This window comes from Stenotrophomonas sp. KH_029 (assembly GCF_057839765.1).
Window position 1 is genome coordinate 1,868,774 of the sequence record NZ_CM174498.1, and the last position, 17,684, is coordinate 1,886,457.

The 17,684-nt window shown below is 67.4% G+C and carries 12 protein-coding genes; 9 read left to right on the forward strand and 3 right to left on the reverse strand.

Annotated features, from left to right (window positions below):
• The first annotated feature begins 53 nt into the window (after window positions 1-53).
• Both AC3ITM_RS08690 and AC3ITM_RS08695 read left to right on the forward strand, forming a co-directional pair.
• Window positions 54-1,052 (forward strand): glycosylasparaginase, encoded by a 999-nt coding sequence (locus AC3ITM_RS08690; protein ID WP_489269804.1) that lies wholly within the window; start codon window positions 54-56, stop codon window positions 1,050-1,052.
• 2 nt (window positions 1,053-1,054) lie between these two features.
• Window positions 1,055-1,783 carry a copper homeostasis protein CutC gene (locus tag AC3ITM_RS08695; RefSeq protein ID WP_489269805.1) on the forward strand — a complete coding sequence of 243 codons (729 nt, stop codon included), beginning with the start codon at window positions 1,055-1,057 and terminating at the stop codon, window positions 1,781-1,783.
• Window positions 1,784-2,188: 405 nt separating this feature from the next.
• On the opposite strand, the gene AC3ITM_RS08700 is transcribed toward AC3ITM_RS08695, so the two are convergent.
• Window positions 2,189-5,263 (reverse strand): TonB-dependent receptor, encoded by a 3,075-nt coding sequence (locus tag AC3ITM_RS08700; RefSeq protein ID WP_489269806.1) that lies wholly within the window; start codon window positions 5,261-5,263, stop codon window positions 2,189-2,191.
• Between the two features lie 449 nt (window positions 5,264-5,712).
• On the opposite strand from AC3ITM_RS08700, the gene AC3ITM_RS08705 reads away from it, so the two are divergent.
• From AC3ITM_RS08705 to AC3ITM_RS08735, 7 genes are all read left to right on the forward strand, one after another.
• Complete coding sequence (locus tag AC3ITM_RS08705; protein WP_489269807.1) at window positions 5,713-8,178, forward strand: GH92 family glycosyl hydrolase; 2,466 nt, start codon at window positions 5,713-5,715, stop codon at window positions 8,176-8,178.
• A 117-nt stretch (window positions 8,179-8,295) separates the two neighbouring features.
• The gene (locus AC3ITM_RS08710) at window positions 8,296-9,339 is read left to right on the forward strand and encodes a LacI family DNA-binding transcriptional regulator (RefSeq protein WP_489269808.1); all 1,044 of its coding nucleotides are present in this window, start codon (window positions 8,296-8,298) and stop codon (window positions 9,337-9,339) included.
• Between the two features lie 69 nt (window positions 9,340-9,408).
• Window positions 9,409-10,695 (forward strand): L-fucose:H+ symporter permease, encoded by a 1,287-nt coding sequence (fucP, locus tag AC3ITM_RS08715; protein ID WP_489270062.1) that lies wholly within the window; start codon window positions 9,409-9,411, stop codon window positions 10,693-10,695.
• A 6-nt stretch (window positions 10,696-10,701) separates the two neighbouring features.
• Window positions 10,702-11,697, forward strand: a complete 996-nt coding sequence (locus AC3ITM_RS08720; protein ID WP_489269809.1) for a carbohydrate kinase family protein — start codon at window positions 10,702-10,704, stop codon at window positions 11,695-11,697.
• Window positions 11,694-12,887, forward strand: a complete 1,194-nt coding sequence (locus tag AC3ITM_RS08725; RefSeq protein WP_489269810.1) for an AGE family epimerase/isomerase — start codon at window positions 11,694-11,696, stop codon at window positions 12,885-12,887. The genes AC3ITM_RS08720 and AC3ITM_RS08725 overlap by 4 nt, the downstream gene beginning before the upstream one ends.
• 70 nt (window positions 12,888-12,957) lie before the next feature.
• Window positions 12,958-15,600 (forward strand): beta-mannosidase, encoded by a 2,643-nt coding sequence (locus AC3ITM_RS08730; RefSeq protein ID WP_489269811.1) that lies wholly within the window; start codon window positions 12,958-12,960, stop codon window positions 15,598-15,600.
• Between the two features lie 69 nt (window positions 15,601-15,669).
• Window positions 15,670-16,122 carry a hypothetical protein gene (locus AC3ITM_RS08735; RefSeq protein ID WP_489269812.1) on the forward strand — a complete coding sequence of 151 codons (453 nt, stop codon included), beginning with the start codon at window positions 15,670-15,672 and terminating at the stop codon, window positions 16,120-16,122.
• 138 nt (window positions 16,123-16,260) lie between these two features.
• Here the strand turns inward: AC3ITM_RS08735 and mtnC are convergent, their stop codons facing one another.
• A complete protein-coding gene (gene mtnC / locus AC3ITM_RS08740; protein WP_489269813.1) occupies window positions 16,261-16,959 on the reverse strand; it encodes an acireductone synthase in 699 nt (232 codons plus the stop codon).
• Between the two features lie 3 nt (window positions 16,960-16,962).
• On the reverse strand, window positions 16,963-17,526 hold the full coding sequence (locus tag AC3ITM_RS08745) for a 1,2-dihydroxy-3-keto-5-methylthiopentene dioxygenase (protein ID WP_489269814.1): 564 nt from the start codon (window positions 17,524-17,526) through the stop codon (window positions 16,963-16,965).
• Window positions 17,527-17,684: the final 158 nt, after the last annotated feature.

The window sequence follows — 17,684 nt, forward strand, 5'->3', positions numbered from 1 at the left end:
TGCGCCCGACAGCGTGCCGGGCGCAGGCGGGAATCCATGCAGGGAGAAGACGCATGACCGATCGCAGGCAGTTCCTCCAGGCCGGTGCACTGGCCGCCGGGATGATGGCACTCCCGCGCGTGGGTGCGCAGGTGCAGGGCAGGGCGCGGGTGGTATCGACCTGGGACTTCGGCGTGGGCGCCAACCAGGCGGCATGGAAGGTGTTGTCCGCCGGCGGCACTGCGCTGGATGCGGTGGAAGCCGGTGCGCGCTGGGCCGAGAGCGAGCTGTGCAATCCCACCGTGGGGCGCTGCGGCAATCCCGACCGCGATGGCGTGCTCAGCCTGGATGCCAGCATCATGGCTGGCGACGGCCGCTGCGGTTCGGTGGCGGCGCTGGTCGACATCCTGCACCCGGTGTCGGTGGCGCGCCGGGTGATGGAACAGACCCCGCACGTGATGCTCGTCGGGCAGGGCGCCCAGCAGTTTGCCGTGCAGCAGGGCTTTGAACGGCAGAAGCTGCTGACCCCGGAAGCGGAGAAGGCCTGGCGCGAATGGCTGAAGACCGCGCAGTACACGCCGCAGATCAATGCCGAGCGCCGCGGCCGTCCCGGCGACAGCCGCAACCACGACACCCTGGGCATGCTGGCGGTGGATGCCAGCGGTGCGCTGGCCGGGGCCTGCACCACCAGTGGCATGGCCTGGAAGCTGCACGGGCGGGTGGGCGACAGCCCGATCATCGGTGCCGGCCTGTATGTCGACAACGAGGTCGGTGCGGCCACCGCTTCGGGCGTGGGCGAGGAAATGATCCGCAATGCGGCCGCGTTCCTGGTGGTGGAGCTGATGCGCCAGGGCCGCTCGCCCGCGCAGGCCTGCCGCGAGGCGATCGCGCGGGTGGTGCGCAAGCGGCCGGAGGCCAGCAAGACCCTGCAGGTGTGCTTCCTGGCGCTGGACAGGCACGGCGAAGTGGGCGCCTATGCGCTGCACCGCGGTTTCGTCTACGCGGTATGCGACAAGGGCCGCCAGGACGAGCTGCGCGATTCGGCCTCGGTCTACAGCAGCGGGCAGACCTGAGCATGCCGCGCCGGCTGTTGGAGATAGCGTCCAATTCGGTGGCCTCGGCATTGGCCGCGCAGGCCGGTGGGGCCGACCGGATCGAGTTGTTCGACAACCTGGCCGAAGGGGGTACCACCCCGTCATTTGGCAGCATCGCACTGGCCCGTGAGCAGCTGACGATTCCGCTGTTCGTGCTGATCCGGGCCCGTCCCGGTGATTTCCTGTACAGCGCCGGCGAGACGCAGATCATGCTGGGCGATATCGAGAACTGCCGGCAGCTGGGCTGCGACGGGGTGGTGATCGGCGCGCTGGATGCCGATGGCGGCATCGACATCGAACTGTGCCGTGAGCTGGTACGGGCGGCCGGCCCGATGCAGGTCACCTTCCACCGCGCCTTCGATGCCGCGCGCGATCTGCCGCAGGCGCTGGAGCAGGTGATCGCGCTGGGCTGCCAGCGGGTGTTGAGTTCGGGCGGGCAGGCCAGTGCTGAAGCGGGTGCGGACACGCTGGCCGCGCTGGTCGCGCAGGCCGGTGGACGCATCGGCGTGATGGCCGGGGCCGGGCTCAACGCCGGCAACATCGCCAGCGTGGCCGCGCGCAGTGGCTGCCATGAGCTGCATGCCTCGGCCAAGGCGACCCGGCAATCGACCATGCGCCACCGCAATCCGGCACTGCTTGGGTTGTCGCCGGACTGGACCGCCGCCGATGCGGCCGAAGTAGCCGCACTGCGCGCCGCGCTCGACGGGTAGCGATGGTGAGGGTACCTGCCGGGCGCTGGCCGGCAATCTCATGAATGCATCAAGCTAGAGCAGCGTCTTGCTTGTATGTGCGTGAGGAGGACGGGCAGCCCCATGCGGGACACGCACGTAAACCCCTCCTTGGGGGCTTGGCGAAAACATCCATGTTTTCGACAGTCCCGCATGGGGCTGCCCGTCCTCCTCCGGATACATTCGGAGGTGCGGACCGAAAAACCATTGGTGTTCTGGCCCCGTTTGACGTCTGGGATGAAATCGAGAACCTGGAGCCATACAGCAGGGTAGAGCCCGGTTCTGCGGCATTGCGGCCGCCGCAAGCAAAAAAAACGGCAGCCACCTGTACCAGCGCGGCTGCCGTGGAGGACCGTTAGCCCGCCTGCGGTGGCGGGCCGGTGCGGCTTAGAACTTCCAGGTCATGCCCATGTACAGCTGGCGGCCGGTGTAGCCGTTGGACAGCAGGCGGGCCTTGCTGTCGTTGCCCAGATAGATGCGCTGTTCGGACTTGGTGGCGTTGAGCACCGAGGCGGTCAGGGTCAGTGCCTCGGTGAAGTTGTAGGCCACGTTGAGGTCCAGCTGGTCGTAGGGTTCGGAGTACTGGGTCAACCCGTTGTTCAGGCCGCCGACCACTTCGCCGCGACGGTTGTAGGAAGCACGCGCCAGGAACTTCTGGTTCTCGTAGAACACGGTGAAGTTGGCCTGGTTCTTGGCGCTGCCGACCAGCGGCGAGGCGCCGATCTCCACGCCGTCCAGCACCACCGCCGCCAGGTTGGTGTCGTTGTAGGTGTAGTTGGCCTGGAAGCCCAGGCCAAAATCGAAGCTGTACTGCGCGTACAGCTCCACGCCCTGGGACACCCCGTCCTGGCCGTTGGCCTGGGTCTCGTACTTCTGCACCGTCACCGTCTGGCCGCCGACATTCATCTGCTGGTCGCGCACCACCGGCACGGTGAAGTTGTCCACGTTCTTGCGGAACAGGGCCAGGCCGGCCACCGCGCCGGGCTGGAAGTACCATTCCAGGCCGATGTCGAACTGGGTGGCCTCGAACGGCTGCAGGCCCTTGTTGCTGCCCGACCCGTACCAGCCGGGGGTGTCGGTGCCGCCGGCGACGCGACGATCGTTGCTGTATTCCTCGCTGACGTAGCGCAGCCCGCCGGGGTAGGCGATATCGGTGTAGCCCGGGCGGGCGATCACCTTGGAGGCCGCGCCGCGCAGCACCAGGTTGTCGGTGATGTCCCAGGCGATGTTGAAGCTGGGCAGGAAGTCGGTGTAGGTCTTCTCCAGCGAGGACAGCGCATAGATCTTGTCGCGGACCTGCGGATCGGGCAGGCGCACGAAGCCACCCTGGCAGCGCAGGCTGGGATCGGCGGCCGGGTCGTTGCAGCTCATCGGCGCGCCACTGGCGTTGTCGACGAAGTAATCGTTGAACCGCTCCACCGAATCGCTGGATTCGGCGAACTGCTTGGTCCGCACCACCCGCACCCCGACGTTGCCGCGCAGGCGCTCGGTGCGGAAGTTGGCCTGGAAGTAGCCAGAGAAGATCTTCTCCTCGACGTTGTAGACGAAGTCCTCTTCCTTGCGGCTGTGCGATCCGCCGTAGGTCTGGTTGAGGTAGTTGATGTAGGCCGGATAGTCCACGCCCGGAAACACGTTGGCGTTGAAGCCGCCGGTGATGTTGTTGATCGGGTTGGACAGGAAGAAGCCGGGCTGGGCGTTGCCGGCGGTCGGATCGCAGCCGGCCTGGTAGCGGTTGTTGTCGTAGTCGGCCGGGTCCAGGCCCTGGCACACCCAGTAGGTGTTGCCGGTATTGCGGTGCACCTTGCCGTCACGGTACTTGGTGCCGAACTGGATCGAGTCCAGCCAGCCGCTCTCGAACAGCTTGGTGACATCGGCCTGGAAGTAGTTCTGCTTGACCTCGGTCTGCATCCACGACGAGTCGGTGGAACCGGTGTCGACCTCGGCGATGCCGGCCATGATCTGGTCCTGCAGGTTCGGCGAGACGGTCAGCGACGGGGTGCCGGTCAAATCCCAGCCGGTGTAGCTGTTGCCGGACTGCCACACGCCGTCGACCTGGCGGCGCGGCTTGGCCGACATGCGGAAGTTCATCGACGGGCCACCTTCGGACCAGGTGCGCCCGCCGCTGAAGGACGCCTTCCACAGCGGGCTGATGTCCCAGTCCACGGTCAGGTCGGCGGTCTGCGACAGCGCCTTTTCCTTGCTGTAGCCACCGGTCAGCTGCGGGGTCGGGATGGTGCAGTCGTCCGGGCCCCAGCCGCCGGGCGGCAGGCCGGCCGCGGCGGCCTGTTCTTCGCTGCAGTAGTAGGTCTTGCCGGCCAGCTTTTCATACTGCGCACCGGTGACGATGCTGCCGCTGGGGTCGAAGTCCAGCCCGTTGAGCAAGCGGCCACCGGCCCAGTTGCCGTCCTGGTTGTAGCGGGCGATGTTCCACTCCGGCACCTTGAGCATGTTCTGGGTGTAGTCACCCTGCAGCTCGAAGCGGAAGTAGTTGGCGGTCAGGGTCAGGTTGTCCAGCGGCTTGAACTGGAAGGTCAGCTGGCCGCCCTTGCGCTCGCGCTCTTCTTCCTTGACGGCGAAGTTCACCGAGGTGGGCATGAAGAACTCGCTGTAGTTCTTCCCGGTCTGGTTGTTGAAACCCGACTGGCCCCACCAGTAGTGGATGCCATCCTGCGGCAGCAGGTTGCCGTGCGCATCGCGCGCATCGGTGCCGTTGCCGTACCACTGGTAGTCCTCGGTGGTCACTTCCATGGTGCGGCTGGTGCGTTTTTGCTGGGTGGCGCCGATGAGCACGCCGAACCGCTCGTCCTTGCTGTGCCAGGAGTACAGCGCCGACAGCTGCGGATCGACGTCGTGGCTGGTGTCCGAGGAGGTGCCTTCCACGGTGACGTAGCCGGAGTTGGTTTCCATCTCCAGCGGGCGGCGGGTGCGCAGGATCACCGTGCCGCCGATGCCGCCTTCGTCGATGCGCGCTTCCGGCGATTTGAACAACTCGGCGGTGGACAGCATGTTCGACGGCAGCAGGGTGTAGTTGAACGAACGCGAGGCTTCGTTGTTGGTTTCCGAGGAGGCGACGTAGTTGCCGTTCAACTGGGTCAGGGTCAGGTCCGGGGCCAGGCCGCGTACGCTCACGCTCTTGCCCTCACCACCGCTGCGGGTGATCACCACGCCGGGCACGCGCTGCAGCGCATCGGCGACGTTCTTGTCGGGGAACTTGCCAACATCCTCGGCGGTGATCACTTCGACCACGGCGTTGGCGTCGCGCTTCTGCTGCAGGCTCTTTTCGATGGAATAGCGGTAGCCGGTGACGGTGACGCTGTCCAGCGTGGTCGCCTCCGGTGAGGAGGCCGCCGTGGCGGGGGCCTGCTGCGCGAACGCGCCGGCCGGCAGCATCACCGCGGCCAAGGCAAATGCGATCGCGGCGGACAATGTGTCGCGGCCGTGCATGCGTGAAGTCTGTTTCATTCCACTCTCTCCCTTGGATTGAACCGGTGGCGGCTACTGGAAATTTGTATCGATCTAATTTTTGTGGCGGATCTGTTTCGAACGACGCTGTACGTTATGCATCCCGCATGCATTGGGCAGTCCCCCGGCTCCCACGCCCGGCAATCGTGACCGTTTGAAGTTGGATCGATCTAAACGATTGGCGCGGGATTTTTAGCACGGCCGGGCGGGACGCGCATGCTGCTGCGCAATATGCAGCCCCGGCGGACGTGGCCGGCGGGGCCGCGGCGGGCGCAATGCTGCGGCGCAGAATGCAACCGCGGAAAACCCCGTGCTCTACTTGTCCTGCGACTTGAATCGATCTAAATCCACCGAGGAGGGGGGTTGAGGGGTCTGCAGCCGGCGCAATGCCGCCGGCCCGGACCGCACGTCCCCACCGCCGCACCGTCACCGAGCCACAGGATCCTGCAATGCGCCGACTGCCGTCCGCCACCGCGCCCAAACCCGCCCGCCGCCCCCTGGCAGGCCTGGCCTGCCTGCTGGCGCTGTCGTTCGCCCCGCTGCTGCAGGCCGCCGCGCCCGCCGCGCTGGAACGGGAGGTCAATACCTTCATCGGCAGCAAGGACGACGGCAACACCTTTCCCGGCGCCTCGGCCCCGTTCGGCCTGATCCAGGTCAGCCCGATCGGCGAGCATTACGCCGGCTGGCGCTATGACGACCCGAAGATCCGCGGGTTCGGCCATTCCTTCCTGTCCGGCGCCGGCTGCTGGGAGCAGGGCGGCCAGGTCTCGGTGCTGCCGGTGACCGGCAGCATCGGCTCCGGTGGCGATTTCGATACCGACGATGCCAAGAGTTTCGACCACAAGCGCTACGCCTCGGCCTATACCCATGAGGGTGAAGTCGGCCAGGCCGGTTACTACAAGGTGCGCCTGACCAATTATGGCGGCATCGACGCCGAAGCCACCGCACGCACCCGCGCGGCGGCCGAGCGCTACACCTTCCCGGCCGAGGCCGGCACCGGCCATGTGCTGGTCAACCTCGGCCAGGCCAATGAACGCCATACGGTGATCGGCAGCGTGGTCGATGTGGTCGGCGACCGCGTGGTGGAAGGCAAGCTGGTCACCAAGAGTTTCTGCGGCGGCCACCAGTACACCACCTGGTTCCGGATCGAATTCGACCGTCCGTTCCAGGCCTTCGGCACCTGGGGCGAGGGCGGCGGGCTGCCCGGCGCGCGGCATGGCATGGAAGGCGAACTCAAGCCCAGCGGCGCCTGGCTCAGTTTCGACCTGGGCAAGGGCCGCGCAGTGACCGCGGTCAGCGCGATCTCGCATGTGGATGCGGACGGCGCGCGCGCCAACCTGCGCAGCGACGGCATGGCCGGTGGCCGGCTGCTCGGCTTCGAGCGCATGCGCCTGCTGGCCCAGCAGCAGTGGCGACAGGAACTGGCCGCGGTGAAGGTGCAGGGCGGCAGCAGCGATGACCGCACCGTGCTGTATACCGCGCTGTACCACGCACTGCTGCAGCCGCTGACCGGCAGCGATGCCGACGGCCGCTACCGCGGCTACGACGATGCCATCCACCGCGCCGACGGCTGGACCTACTACGAGTACTTCTCGCTGTGGGACACCTACCGTGCGCAGAACCAATGGCTGGCACTGACCAAGCCGGAGGTCGCCCGCGATATCGGCCGCAGCTTGCTGGCCATCGACGAGCAGGGCGGCTGGCTGCCGCGCTGGGGCTATGCCAGCTTTGAAACCAATGTCATGACCGGCGACCCGGTGACCCCGTTCCTGGTCGACCTGTGGCGCTTTGGCGCGCTGGAAGGCCGCCAGGCGCAGGCCTACGCGGCATTACGCCGGAACGCGTTCGGCACGCCGCCGATGAACTCGCGCCATGCCGGCCGCTCGGGCAACCCCAGTTACCTGGCCAATGGCTTTGTGCAGTACGACCGCGCGTTCCCGTCCAAGGGCATGGACGTGGACCCGCACCATGGCGGTTCGGCCACCCTGGAATACGCGCTGGCCGACTGCGCGCTGGCGCAGATGGCCGATGGGCTGGGCCATGCCGACGATGCCGCGCTGCTGCGCCAGCGCGGGCGCAACTGGCAGAAGGTCTGGGACCCGCAGGTACGCGATGAACAGAGCGGCTTTGCCGGCTTCCCGCGGCCGCGGATGGAAGACGGCAACTGGTATGTGCCTGCCGATGGCAAGTACAGCCCACGGTCGCACCATGGCTTCCATGAAGGCACCGCCTGGCAGTACCAGTGGCTGGTGCAGCAGGACGTGCCCGGGCTGGTGGCGGCCATGCACGGCCGCGAGCAGGCCGCGCGCCGGCTGGATACGTTCTTCGCCTATGACGCGCTGGTGCAGGCACCGTTGACCGCCGCGCGCAAGGAGTGGGTGGTCGGGCCGTACAGCTACTACAACCAGTACCGCTACAACCCCAACAACGAACCGGACCTGCATGCGCCGTGGATGTACACCCTGATCGGCCAGCCGTGGAAGACCGCCACCGTGCTGCGCGCGGCCCAGCAGTTGTTCACCAATGCGCCCAACGGGGTCACCGGCAACGATGACCTGGGCACGATGTCGGCCTGGTATCTGTTCAGTGCGCTGGGCTTCTACCCGGCGGTGCCGGGCAGTGGCCAGTTCCTGCTGCATACCCCGCGCTTTGCGCGTGCCGAGGTGGCGCTGGGCCAGGGCCGCCGCCTGGCCCTGAGCGCCGCGGGCGCAGACGGCCGCCAGTTGCAGTACATCCAGGGCGTGCAGGTCGACGGCGCGGCGCATGCGCCGGTGTGGCTGGACTGGGCGCGTCTGCGCCGGGGCGGCACGATCGATTTCGCGCTGGGCAGCCAGCCCCCGCGCGGTGGCTGGGGCACCGGCGTGGATGCGTTGCCGGTGTCCTATTGCGCCACCCCGGGCGCGGCGCTGGAATGAATTGCGGCCGCCGCTGGCGGTGGCCGGGGCCGGTCGGCCCCGACCGCCGGCACGGGCGTGGTCCGCAGTGGGATGCGATCGTTTAGGCTTGCACCACCCCAGGAGTCCCGCGACAGGATGAAAGACAAGGACACTTCCAGCGCCAAAGGCAGCCGTGCGGTGACCGTGACCGATATCGCCGATGCGATCGGCGTATCGCGCGCGACCGTTTCGCTGGTGCTGCGCGGCAGCCCGCTGGTCAATGTCGACACCCGTGCGCGGGTGGAGGCCGAGCTGCGGCGGCAGCGCTATGTCTACAACCGTGGCGCGGCCAACCTGCGCCGGCGTACTTCCTCCAGCGTGGCGCTGGTGATCAACGACCTGTCCAACCCGTTCTTCGCCGAGTTCGCCTCGGGCGTGGACGAAGCGCTGGGCGGCAAGGGCTTTGTGACCCTGCTGGGCAGCACCGGCGAATCGCCGCAGCGCCAGCAGGCGGTGCTGACCACGTTGATGGAACACATGCCGGCCGGGCTGATCCTGTCACCGGCCGAAGGCAGCGATACCGCCCAGCTGCGCCAGGTGCTCGGCCATGCCAACGTGCTGCTGTTCAACCGGGAACTGCCCGGCGCCGACTGGGATTTTTTGACCCTGGACAACCAGCAGGGCGCCTACCTGGCCACCCGCCACCTGATCGAGCGCGGCCACCGGCGCATCGCCTTCTTCGGCGGCCATGCCGCATCCAGCTCCTGCCACCAGCGCCGCAGCGGCTATGCCCAGGCCCTGCAGGAAGCCGGCATCGCGGTACAGCCGCCATGGTTGATCGAGTCGGCGCCCAGCCGCCTGGATGCGGCCGCACGCAGCGGCGAGCTGTTCCTGGAAGCGGTCGCGCCCACCGCAGCGGTCTGCTACAACGACAGCGTCGCGCTGGGGCTGATGCTTGGCCTGGCCTCGCGCGGGGTGCAACCGGGCCGCGACTTCGCCGTCACCGGCTTCGACGATATCTCCGAGGCCGCCGTGGCGCTGCCGCCGTTGACCACGGTGACGGTCAACCCGCGCGAGCGCGGACGGCAGGCCGCCGAACTGCTGCTGCAACGACTCGACCACCCCGATGCCGCGCCACAGCGTACTGTGGCACCGGTCCAGCTGCGTATCCGCGACAGCAGTGGCCCGGCCACCGCCTGATCGCGTTCCCCCCTTTACCTTTCCGCGCAATGAGGCGCGTACCGAATGCCCATTTCCCCAACCCCCCGCATGCCGACCCCGTCCTCGTCCGCGCCGGTGATGAACACGCGCATGGCCCTGGCCGTGGCCACCACGATCTTCTTCATGTGGGGGTTTCTGACCTGCCTCAACGACATCCTGATCCCGCACCTGAAGGCGGTGTTCGAACTGAACTACGCCAAGGCGATGCTGGTCCAGTTCACCTTCTTCGGGGCGTACTTCCTGATGTCGCTGCCGGCCGGCCGGCTGGTGGCGCACCTGGGCTACAAGAAGGGCATCGTGGCCGGCCTGGCCATCGCCGCGGTCGGCGCGCTGGGCTTCTGGCCGGCGGCCGAACTGCGCGTGTATGAAGCCTTCCTCGGCGCGCTGTTCGTGCTGGCCACCGGCATCACCGTGCTGCAGGTGGCGGCCAACCCATACGTGGCCCTGCTGGGCCCCGAGCAGACCGCTTCGAGCCGGCTGACCCTGGCCCAGGCGCTGAACTCGCTGGGTACCGCGATCGCGCCGATCTTCGGCGGCCTGCTGATCCTGGGCAATACGGTCAAAAGTGCCGACGAACTGGCGGTGCTGCCGGCCGCCGAGCAGATCGCCTACCGCGTGCAGGAAGCGCAGTCGGTGCAGGGCCCCTACGTGGGCCTGGCCATTGCGCTGGCGCTGCTGGCGGTGTTCGTCTACCTGTTCCGCCTGCCGGCGCTGACCGAAACCACCGAACAGGGCGACAGCGGCAGGCACACCCTGCTCGATGCGCTGCGCCACAGGCACGTACTGTTCGGCGTGCTGGCGATCTTCTTCTACGTGGGCGCGGAAGTGTCGATCGGCAGCTTCCTGGTCAACTACCTGTCGATGCCGTCCATCGGCGGCTTCACCGAACAGCAGGCCACCCATTACTTGTCTGCGTACTGGACGATGGCGATGATCGGCCGCTTTGCCGGTTCGGCGATCATGACCCGGTTCTCCCCGCGCCTGCTGCTGACCCTGTTTGCCAGCATGAACGTGGCGCTGCTGGCGCTGACCATGCTCAGCCAGGGCCAGGTGGCGCTGTACTCGGTGGTGGCGATCGGCCTGTTCAACTCGATCATGTTCCCCACCATCTTCGCGCTCAGCATCGAACGCCTGGGGCCGCTGACCAACAAGGCTTCCAGCCTGTTGATCATGGCCATCGTCGGCGGCGCGGTGGTGCCGTACCTGCAGGGCCTGCTGGCCGACCGCATCGGCCTGCAGGAGTCCTTCATCCTGCCGTTGGTCTGCTACGCCTACATCCTCTACTACGGTCTGTCGGGTTCGCGCCCGAGCGCCGCATTCCGCCCGGAAAGCTGAGCCAAAATGTCCAAGATTGTCTGTTTCGGCGAGATTTTGATCGATCTACTCGCCCAGCCGCCGGCCTCGCCGGATACCCCGCGCGCGTTCCTGCAGTATGCCGGCGGCGCCCCGGCCAATGTCGCGGTGGCTGCCGCGCGGCTGGGTGCCGACACCCATTTCGCTGGCATGCTCGGCCAGGACATGTTCGGCGACTTCCTCGCCGACAGCCTGGCCGGCGCCGGGGTGGCCACCGACTGCATCGTGCGCACCGACGCGGCCAAGACCGCGCTGGCGTTCGTCGCGCTGGACGCGCAGGGCGAGCGCAGTTTCAGCTTCTACCGGCCGCCGGCGGCGGACCTGCTGTTCCGCAGCGGGCACTTCCACCCCAACTGCTTTGCCGGCACGCGCAGCTTCCATGTGTGTTCCAACAGCCTGACCGAGGCGGAGATCGCCGAGGCCACGCTGGACGGCATGCGCCGCGCGCGCGAGGCCGGGGCGATGGTCAGCATCGACCTCAACCTGCGCCCGGCGCTGTGGCCGGCCGGTGTCGATCCGCTGCCGCGGCTGTGGGAAGCGCTGTCGCTGGCCGACCTGGTCAAGCTCTCGCGCGAAGAACTGGACTACCTGGCCGCCGCGCAGGACGGCGGCAATGATGCGGTCATCGCGCGGCTGCTGGCGGCCCGGGCGCAGGCGGTGGTGGTCACCGATGGTGCCGCGCCGATCCACTGGCGCACCCGCCATGGGCAGGGCGTGCTCACCGGCTTCCGGGTGCAGACCGTGGATTCCACCGCCGCCGGCGATGCGTTCGTCGGTGGCCTGCTGTTCGGGATCGGCGAGCGCGGCGGTGACGGTAGCGCCTTCGCCGGCTTCTGCCAGGACCCGGCCGCCCTTGCCGGTGCGATCCGTTTCGGCGCCGCCGTCGGTGCGCTGGCGGTGACCCGCAAGGGCGCCTTCGCCGCGATGCCCAGCCTCGATGAAGTCCAGCAACTGCTGCAGCAACAACAGGATGACGCCGCATGACCACGCCGGTTCCGCCCAGCCCCGACTTCCGTTCGCCCGCGTTCCTGCGCGCGCATATCGCGCAGACCATGGCGTTCTACCAGCCGCACGAAATCGACCCCAAGGGCGGTTTCTTCCACTACTACCGTGACGACGGCAGCGTCTACGACGCCGGCCACCGCCACCTGGTGAGCAGTACCCGTTTCGTGTTCAACCATGCCATGGCCTACCGCGAGTTCGGCAAGCCCGAAGACCTGGCTGCGGTGGTGCACGGGGTGGACTACCTGCGCCAGGTACACCGCAACCCGACCACCGGCGGTTACGCCTGGACCCTGCGCGATGGCGTGGTCGAAGATGCCACCAACCACTGCTACGGCGTGGCCTTCGTGCTGCTGGCCTACAGCTGCGCGCTCAAGGCCGGGATCGGTGAGGCGCGTGCGTGGATGGACGAAACCTGGCAGCTGCTGGAGACGCGCTTCTGGGAACCGGCGTTCGGCCTGTACAAGGACGAAGCCGACGCGCAATGGAACTTCAGCGACTACCGCGGCCAGAACGCCAACATGCACATGTGCGAGGCGATGCTGGCCGCGTTCGAGGCCAGCGGTGAGCAGCGTTATCTCGATCGTGCGCTGCTGCTGGCCGACCACATGACCCGCCGCCAGGCGGCGCAGGGCGACGGCCTGGTCTGGGAGCACTACGACCGGCAGTGGCAGATCGACTGGGACTACAACCGCGACAACCCCAAGCACCTGTTCCGTCCGTGGGGGTTCCAGCCCGGCCACCAGACCGAGTGGGCCAAACTGCTGCTGATCCTGGACCGCCATGTACAGGCCGACTGGCTGGTGCCGACCGCGCGGCATCTGTTCGATGTGGCGGTGGAGCGCAGCTGGGACGCCGCGCGTGGCGGGCTGTATTACGGCTTCGCGCCCGATGGCAGCGTCTGCGATGACGACAAGTATTTCTGGGTGCAGGCCGAATCGCTGGCCACCGCCGCGCTGCTGGCCAAGCGCACCGGCGATGCCGTGTACTGGGACTGGTACGACAAGCTCTGGGGCTACGCCTGGCAGCACATGATCGACCACCGCCATGGCGCCTGGTATCGCATCCTGGACGCGGACAACCGCAAGTACAGCGACGAGAAGAGCCCGGCCGGCAAGACCGATTACCACACCATGGGCGCGTGCTACGAAGTGCTCAACGTGGTGCGCTGAGCGCGGCTGCTTTGCTGGCTTGATGACGTTGCCGGCCAATGGCCGGCCCAACCCGGGGGTAGGCATGGGCATGCACTGTCGTTTCCGTTCGATGGCCTGGCTGCTGGTGCTGCTGGCAGCGTGGGCGCTGCCGCTGGCCGCCGCGCCGCTGCAGGCGCAGTGGCAGTTCCGGCTGCTGCCCGGCGATGCGCACGGCGCGGCGCACCCGGGCCTGCAGCAGTGGCGTCCGGCGCAGGTGCCGGGCGCGGTGCATACCGACCTGCTGGCCCAGGGACTGATCCCCGACCCCTACGTGGGCGCACCGGAGGCGGGCCTGCAGTGGATCGGCCTGGCCGATTGGGAATACCGCGCACGCTTCGACGTGGACGCGGCCACCCTGGCGCGCGCGCATGCCGAGCTGGCTTTCGAGGGGCTGGACACCTTCGCCACCGTCACCCTCAACGGCCAGCCGCTGCTGCAGGCCGACAACAGCCACCGCACCTGGCGTGCTCGGGTGGACGGCAGGCTGCGCGCCACCGGCAATGAACTGCACATCGTGCTGCGCTCGCCGATATCCACACTGCTACCCGGCGTGCAGGCAATGCCGCACAAGATTGCCGGCAATTACCCCTCGCCGTATGGCGATGAACCCAAAGACGCCATGGTGGGCAATTTCGTGCGCAAGCCCGGCTATCACTTCGGTTGGGATTGGGGCCCGCGTTACGTGACCGCCGGCATCTGGCGGCCGGTGCGGCTGGAAAGCTGGGATGCCCAGCGGCTTACCGCGCTGGCCGTGCATACCCGTGCCCTGGATGCGGCCAAGGCGGAGCTTGAGATCGCCGTCGAGGTGGAGAGCGCGGCGGTGGGCTCGGCGGCGCTGCAGGTGGAGGTGCTGGACCCGGACGGCAGGCGCGTGGCGCGCATCGACCGCAAGGCCTTGCTCAAGGCTGGTGTCAGCACCGTCGCGGTTCCGGTCGCGCTGCAGCCGCCGCGGCGCTGGTGGCCGGCCGGGCAGGGCGAGCAGGCGCGTTACACCGTGCGGGCCACGCTGGGGCCGGACGCCGCTGCGGCCGGTCGCATCGAGCAGCGCATCGAGCAGCGAATCGGCCTGCGCACGGTGGAGCTGCGCCGCGAGGTGGACCGCGCCGGCGGGCAGGGCTTCGCCTTCGTGATCAACGGCGTGCCGATCTTCGCCAAGGGCGCCAACGTGATTCCGTTCGACATGTTCCCGGCGCGCGTGGACGAGGCGCGGATCCGGCGCGAGCTGACCGCGGCGCGCGATGCCAACATGAACATGCTGCGCAACTGGGGCGGTGGTTACTACGAAGATGATGTGTTCTTCGACATCGCCGACGAGCTGGGCCTGCTGGTCTGGCAGGACTTCATGTTCGGGGGCGGCATGCAGCCCGGCTACGATCCGGCGTTCCGCGCGAACGTGGTCGACGAAGCGCGCGACAACGTGCGGCGCCTGCGCCATCACCCCAGCGTGGTGCTGTGGTGCGGCAACAACGAAGAAGAGACCGCGTGGAAGGACTGGGGCCACGGCCGTGACCTGACGGCGGCCGATCCTGTGTTCGCCGCGAAGGTCTGGCAGGGCTACGTCGACCTGTTCGGCAACGACCTGCGCCAGGTGGTGGCCGAGGAGGGCCTGGGCGTGCCGTACTGGTCGAGTTCGCCGGGCAACGATCTGGACGAAAAGGCCAACGATTCCACCCGCGGCGACAAGCACTACTGGCAGGTGTGGGGCAATCCGGCGCTGCCGGTGAGTGCCTACCTGGGCGAAACGCCGCGCTTCATGTCCGAATACGGCCTGCAGGCCTGGCCGCTGCTGCGCACCCTGGAGGGCATCATCCCCGGTGCCGAGCAGCGCGTGGACAGCGCCACGGTGCGCGCGCACCAGAAGTTCATGGCAGGCGAGGGCAACCAGCGCCTGCTCAAGTACATCGAAGAGGAGTACGGCACGCCCCGCGACTTTCCGGCCTTCGTCTACCTGAGTCAGGTGATGCAGGCCGACGGTATCCAGCTGGCCGCGCTGCACCACCGCGCCTCGCGCCCGTACACGATGGGTTCGCTGTACTGGCAGCTCAACGATGTGTGGCCGGGCGCATCGTGGTCGAGCATCGATTACGCCGGGCGCTGGAAGGCGCTGCATTTCCGCGCCAAACGGTTCTTCGCCGACCAGGCGGTAGCGGCATTGCGCGACAAAGGGGTGACCCGGGTCAGTCTGCTCAATGACCGTCAACAGGGTCTGCAGGCAACGTGGCGGTTGCGCGTAATCGATCTCGACGGCACGTTGCGCAGTACACGGAAACACCGCGTGGCGTTGCCGCCGCTATCGGCGCTGGAGGTGGGGCGATTTGCCGATGCGGACCTGTTGAACGGCGCCGACCCGACCCGCACGGTGGCGGTGGCCGAGCTGCTGGATGGCGAGAAGCTGCTGTCGCGGCAGGTCGTGTATTTCGTGCCGGCCAAGGCACTGGCGCTGGCGCCGGCGAACATCGACAGCGCGCTGCATGCCGATGGCGACGGCTACGTGCTGACGCTGCGTTCGCCCACGCTGGTGCGTGCGCTGTGGATCGGCTTCGATGGATTGGATGCCACGCTCGACGACAACGCGCTGGACCTGCTGCCGGGAGAGACAATGACGATCCGGCTGCGCGCGGATGCAGACCTGGCCACGCTTCAGAGGGCGCTGAGGCTCACCTCGTTGGTCGATACAACCGCCGCCCTGTAGCGGCGGGAGCTGGCCCGCGCGTGCGGTGCTTGGGCTATTCTCCAACGTATCGTTGACTAGGCCACGCACGTGTTTGCAGCAGACCGACGCATCATCCAGAGCAGGTGGCAGGAAGAAGCGTATCCCCGCCAGAATTCGCTTGCTTTCGCGAATGGATTCTGCTGCCTGTTCGAAACGTCCGAGCAGCACCCGCAGGTGATGGAAAAGACATGGATTCCGGCGGCGGATGCGTGGCAGGCCGACGCCGATGGTTGTGAGGGGCTGGCAATACTGAGTGCCATCACGCTGTCGACAGACACGCTGATCACCTGTGGCGAGTGCTGCGCCGCAGGTGAAGATGGCTTCATCGCAGTGAGTGAGGCGGCGACCAATAGGTTGATCTGGCTGCTGGTGCTGAGCCGAACGGACCCGTTCGTCGCCCTGGCGCTGGAGGACGATTGCGTTCGCGCCACCTCGTCGGGCGGCACAACGGTCCTCATCCCGTTGGACCGCCCGGACCAGCTATCCATCGCTTGGGGATGAAGAGGCTGGGTGCCGCAATCGCGCGGAAGGCATCCACACATGAATCATGCTACGTGCCCGGCGGCAGCCGCTCTGCGCATGGCGATGCGTTCATTGGATTGGCGCCCCTTGTCTTGGGGCGCGGCATGGATCTACCCGTTACAGCGCGATCTGCTGGAAATTCTCGACGCGGTCGTGGCCGTGGGTGGCCTCGCCGGTGCGCGGCAGCGGGTAGTCGTCCAGGCGGTCGAGCAGACGGGTCTGCAGGCCGGCCTCGCGCGCGGCGTCGAGTTCTTCGACCACATCGGACAGGAACACGATCTGGCCGGCCGGCACGCCGATGGCCTGCACGATATGGCGGTAACTGTCGGCCTCGCGCTTGCCGCCCACTTCGGTGTCGAACCAGCCCGAGACCAGCCCGGTCAGGTCGCCGGCTTCGCTGAAGCCGAAGAACAGTTTCTGCGATGGCACCGAGCCGGAGGAATACACGTACAGCGGCTTGCCCTGGGCATGCCAGCCCTTGAGCACGGCGGCCACTTCCGGATAGAAGTGCGCCTGGTAGTCGCCGTTGCGGTAGCCGGCTTCCCAGATCATGCCCTGCAGGGCCTTGAGCGCGGTGTGCTTGCGGTCCTGGTCGATCCAGCCCTGCAGCGTCTCCACGATCAGGCTGTCCTGGCAGGCCCCGCCGATCTCCACCGCCACCGCATCCAGCCAGCGGCGCACCTGCGGCTGCTGGCCGTGCGCGGCGACGAACGCCGGCAGTGCCTTGCGCGCATACGGAAACAGCACGTTCTTGACGAACGAAATGCTGCTGGTGGTGCCTTCGATATCGGTGAGGATCACGGTGGGATGCGGCATGGATCAGTCGGCCTGGTGCTGTTGGGGGTGGTAACGCGGGAACTGCTGGGCGATGTCGCTGCCGGTGAAATGGCCGACCCAGCCATCGGCTTCGGTGAAGAAGCGGATCGCGACGAAATTGGGCGCTTCGCCCATGTCGAACCAGTGGGTGATGCCATCGGGCACGGCGATCAAATCGTTCTTGACGCACTCGATCTCGTAGACCTTGCCGTCCACGTGCAGGGTGAACAGGCCCGAGCCAGCCACGAAGAAACGCACCTCGTCTTCCTTGTGGAAGTGCTCGTCAAGGAATTTCCTGCGCAGCTCGGCGCGGTTCGGGTTGTCCGGGGCGATCGAGGCCACGTCCACGCTCTTGAAGCCGTGCGTGGCCACCAGGCGGTCGATGTCGGCCCTGTAGGCGGCAAACACCTCCTCCTGGCTGGCGCCCGGGGCGACCTCATGGGCGGCCTGCCAGCGTTCGAAGGTGACCCCGATCTGCTTGAGTTCGGCGGCGATCGTCGCGCCATCGCGGCTGTCCAGCAGCGGGGCGTCCGGGGCGGTGTCGGCAAAAATGCGGAGTCGGCTCATGGCGGCGGCAGCGAGGCGAAGAGGGGGGAAGGAAAGGGTACCAGTGCGGCGCCGGGACAGGGGCGGTGCGCTGATGGTGAAGCGCGGAATACAGATTCTCTTCAGGAATCTGGCCCGGGGTAGTGCCGGCCGCTGGCCGGCTCCCATGAACGGCGGGA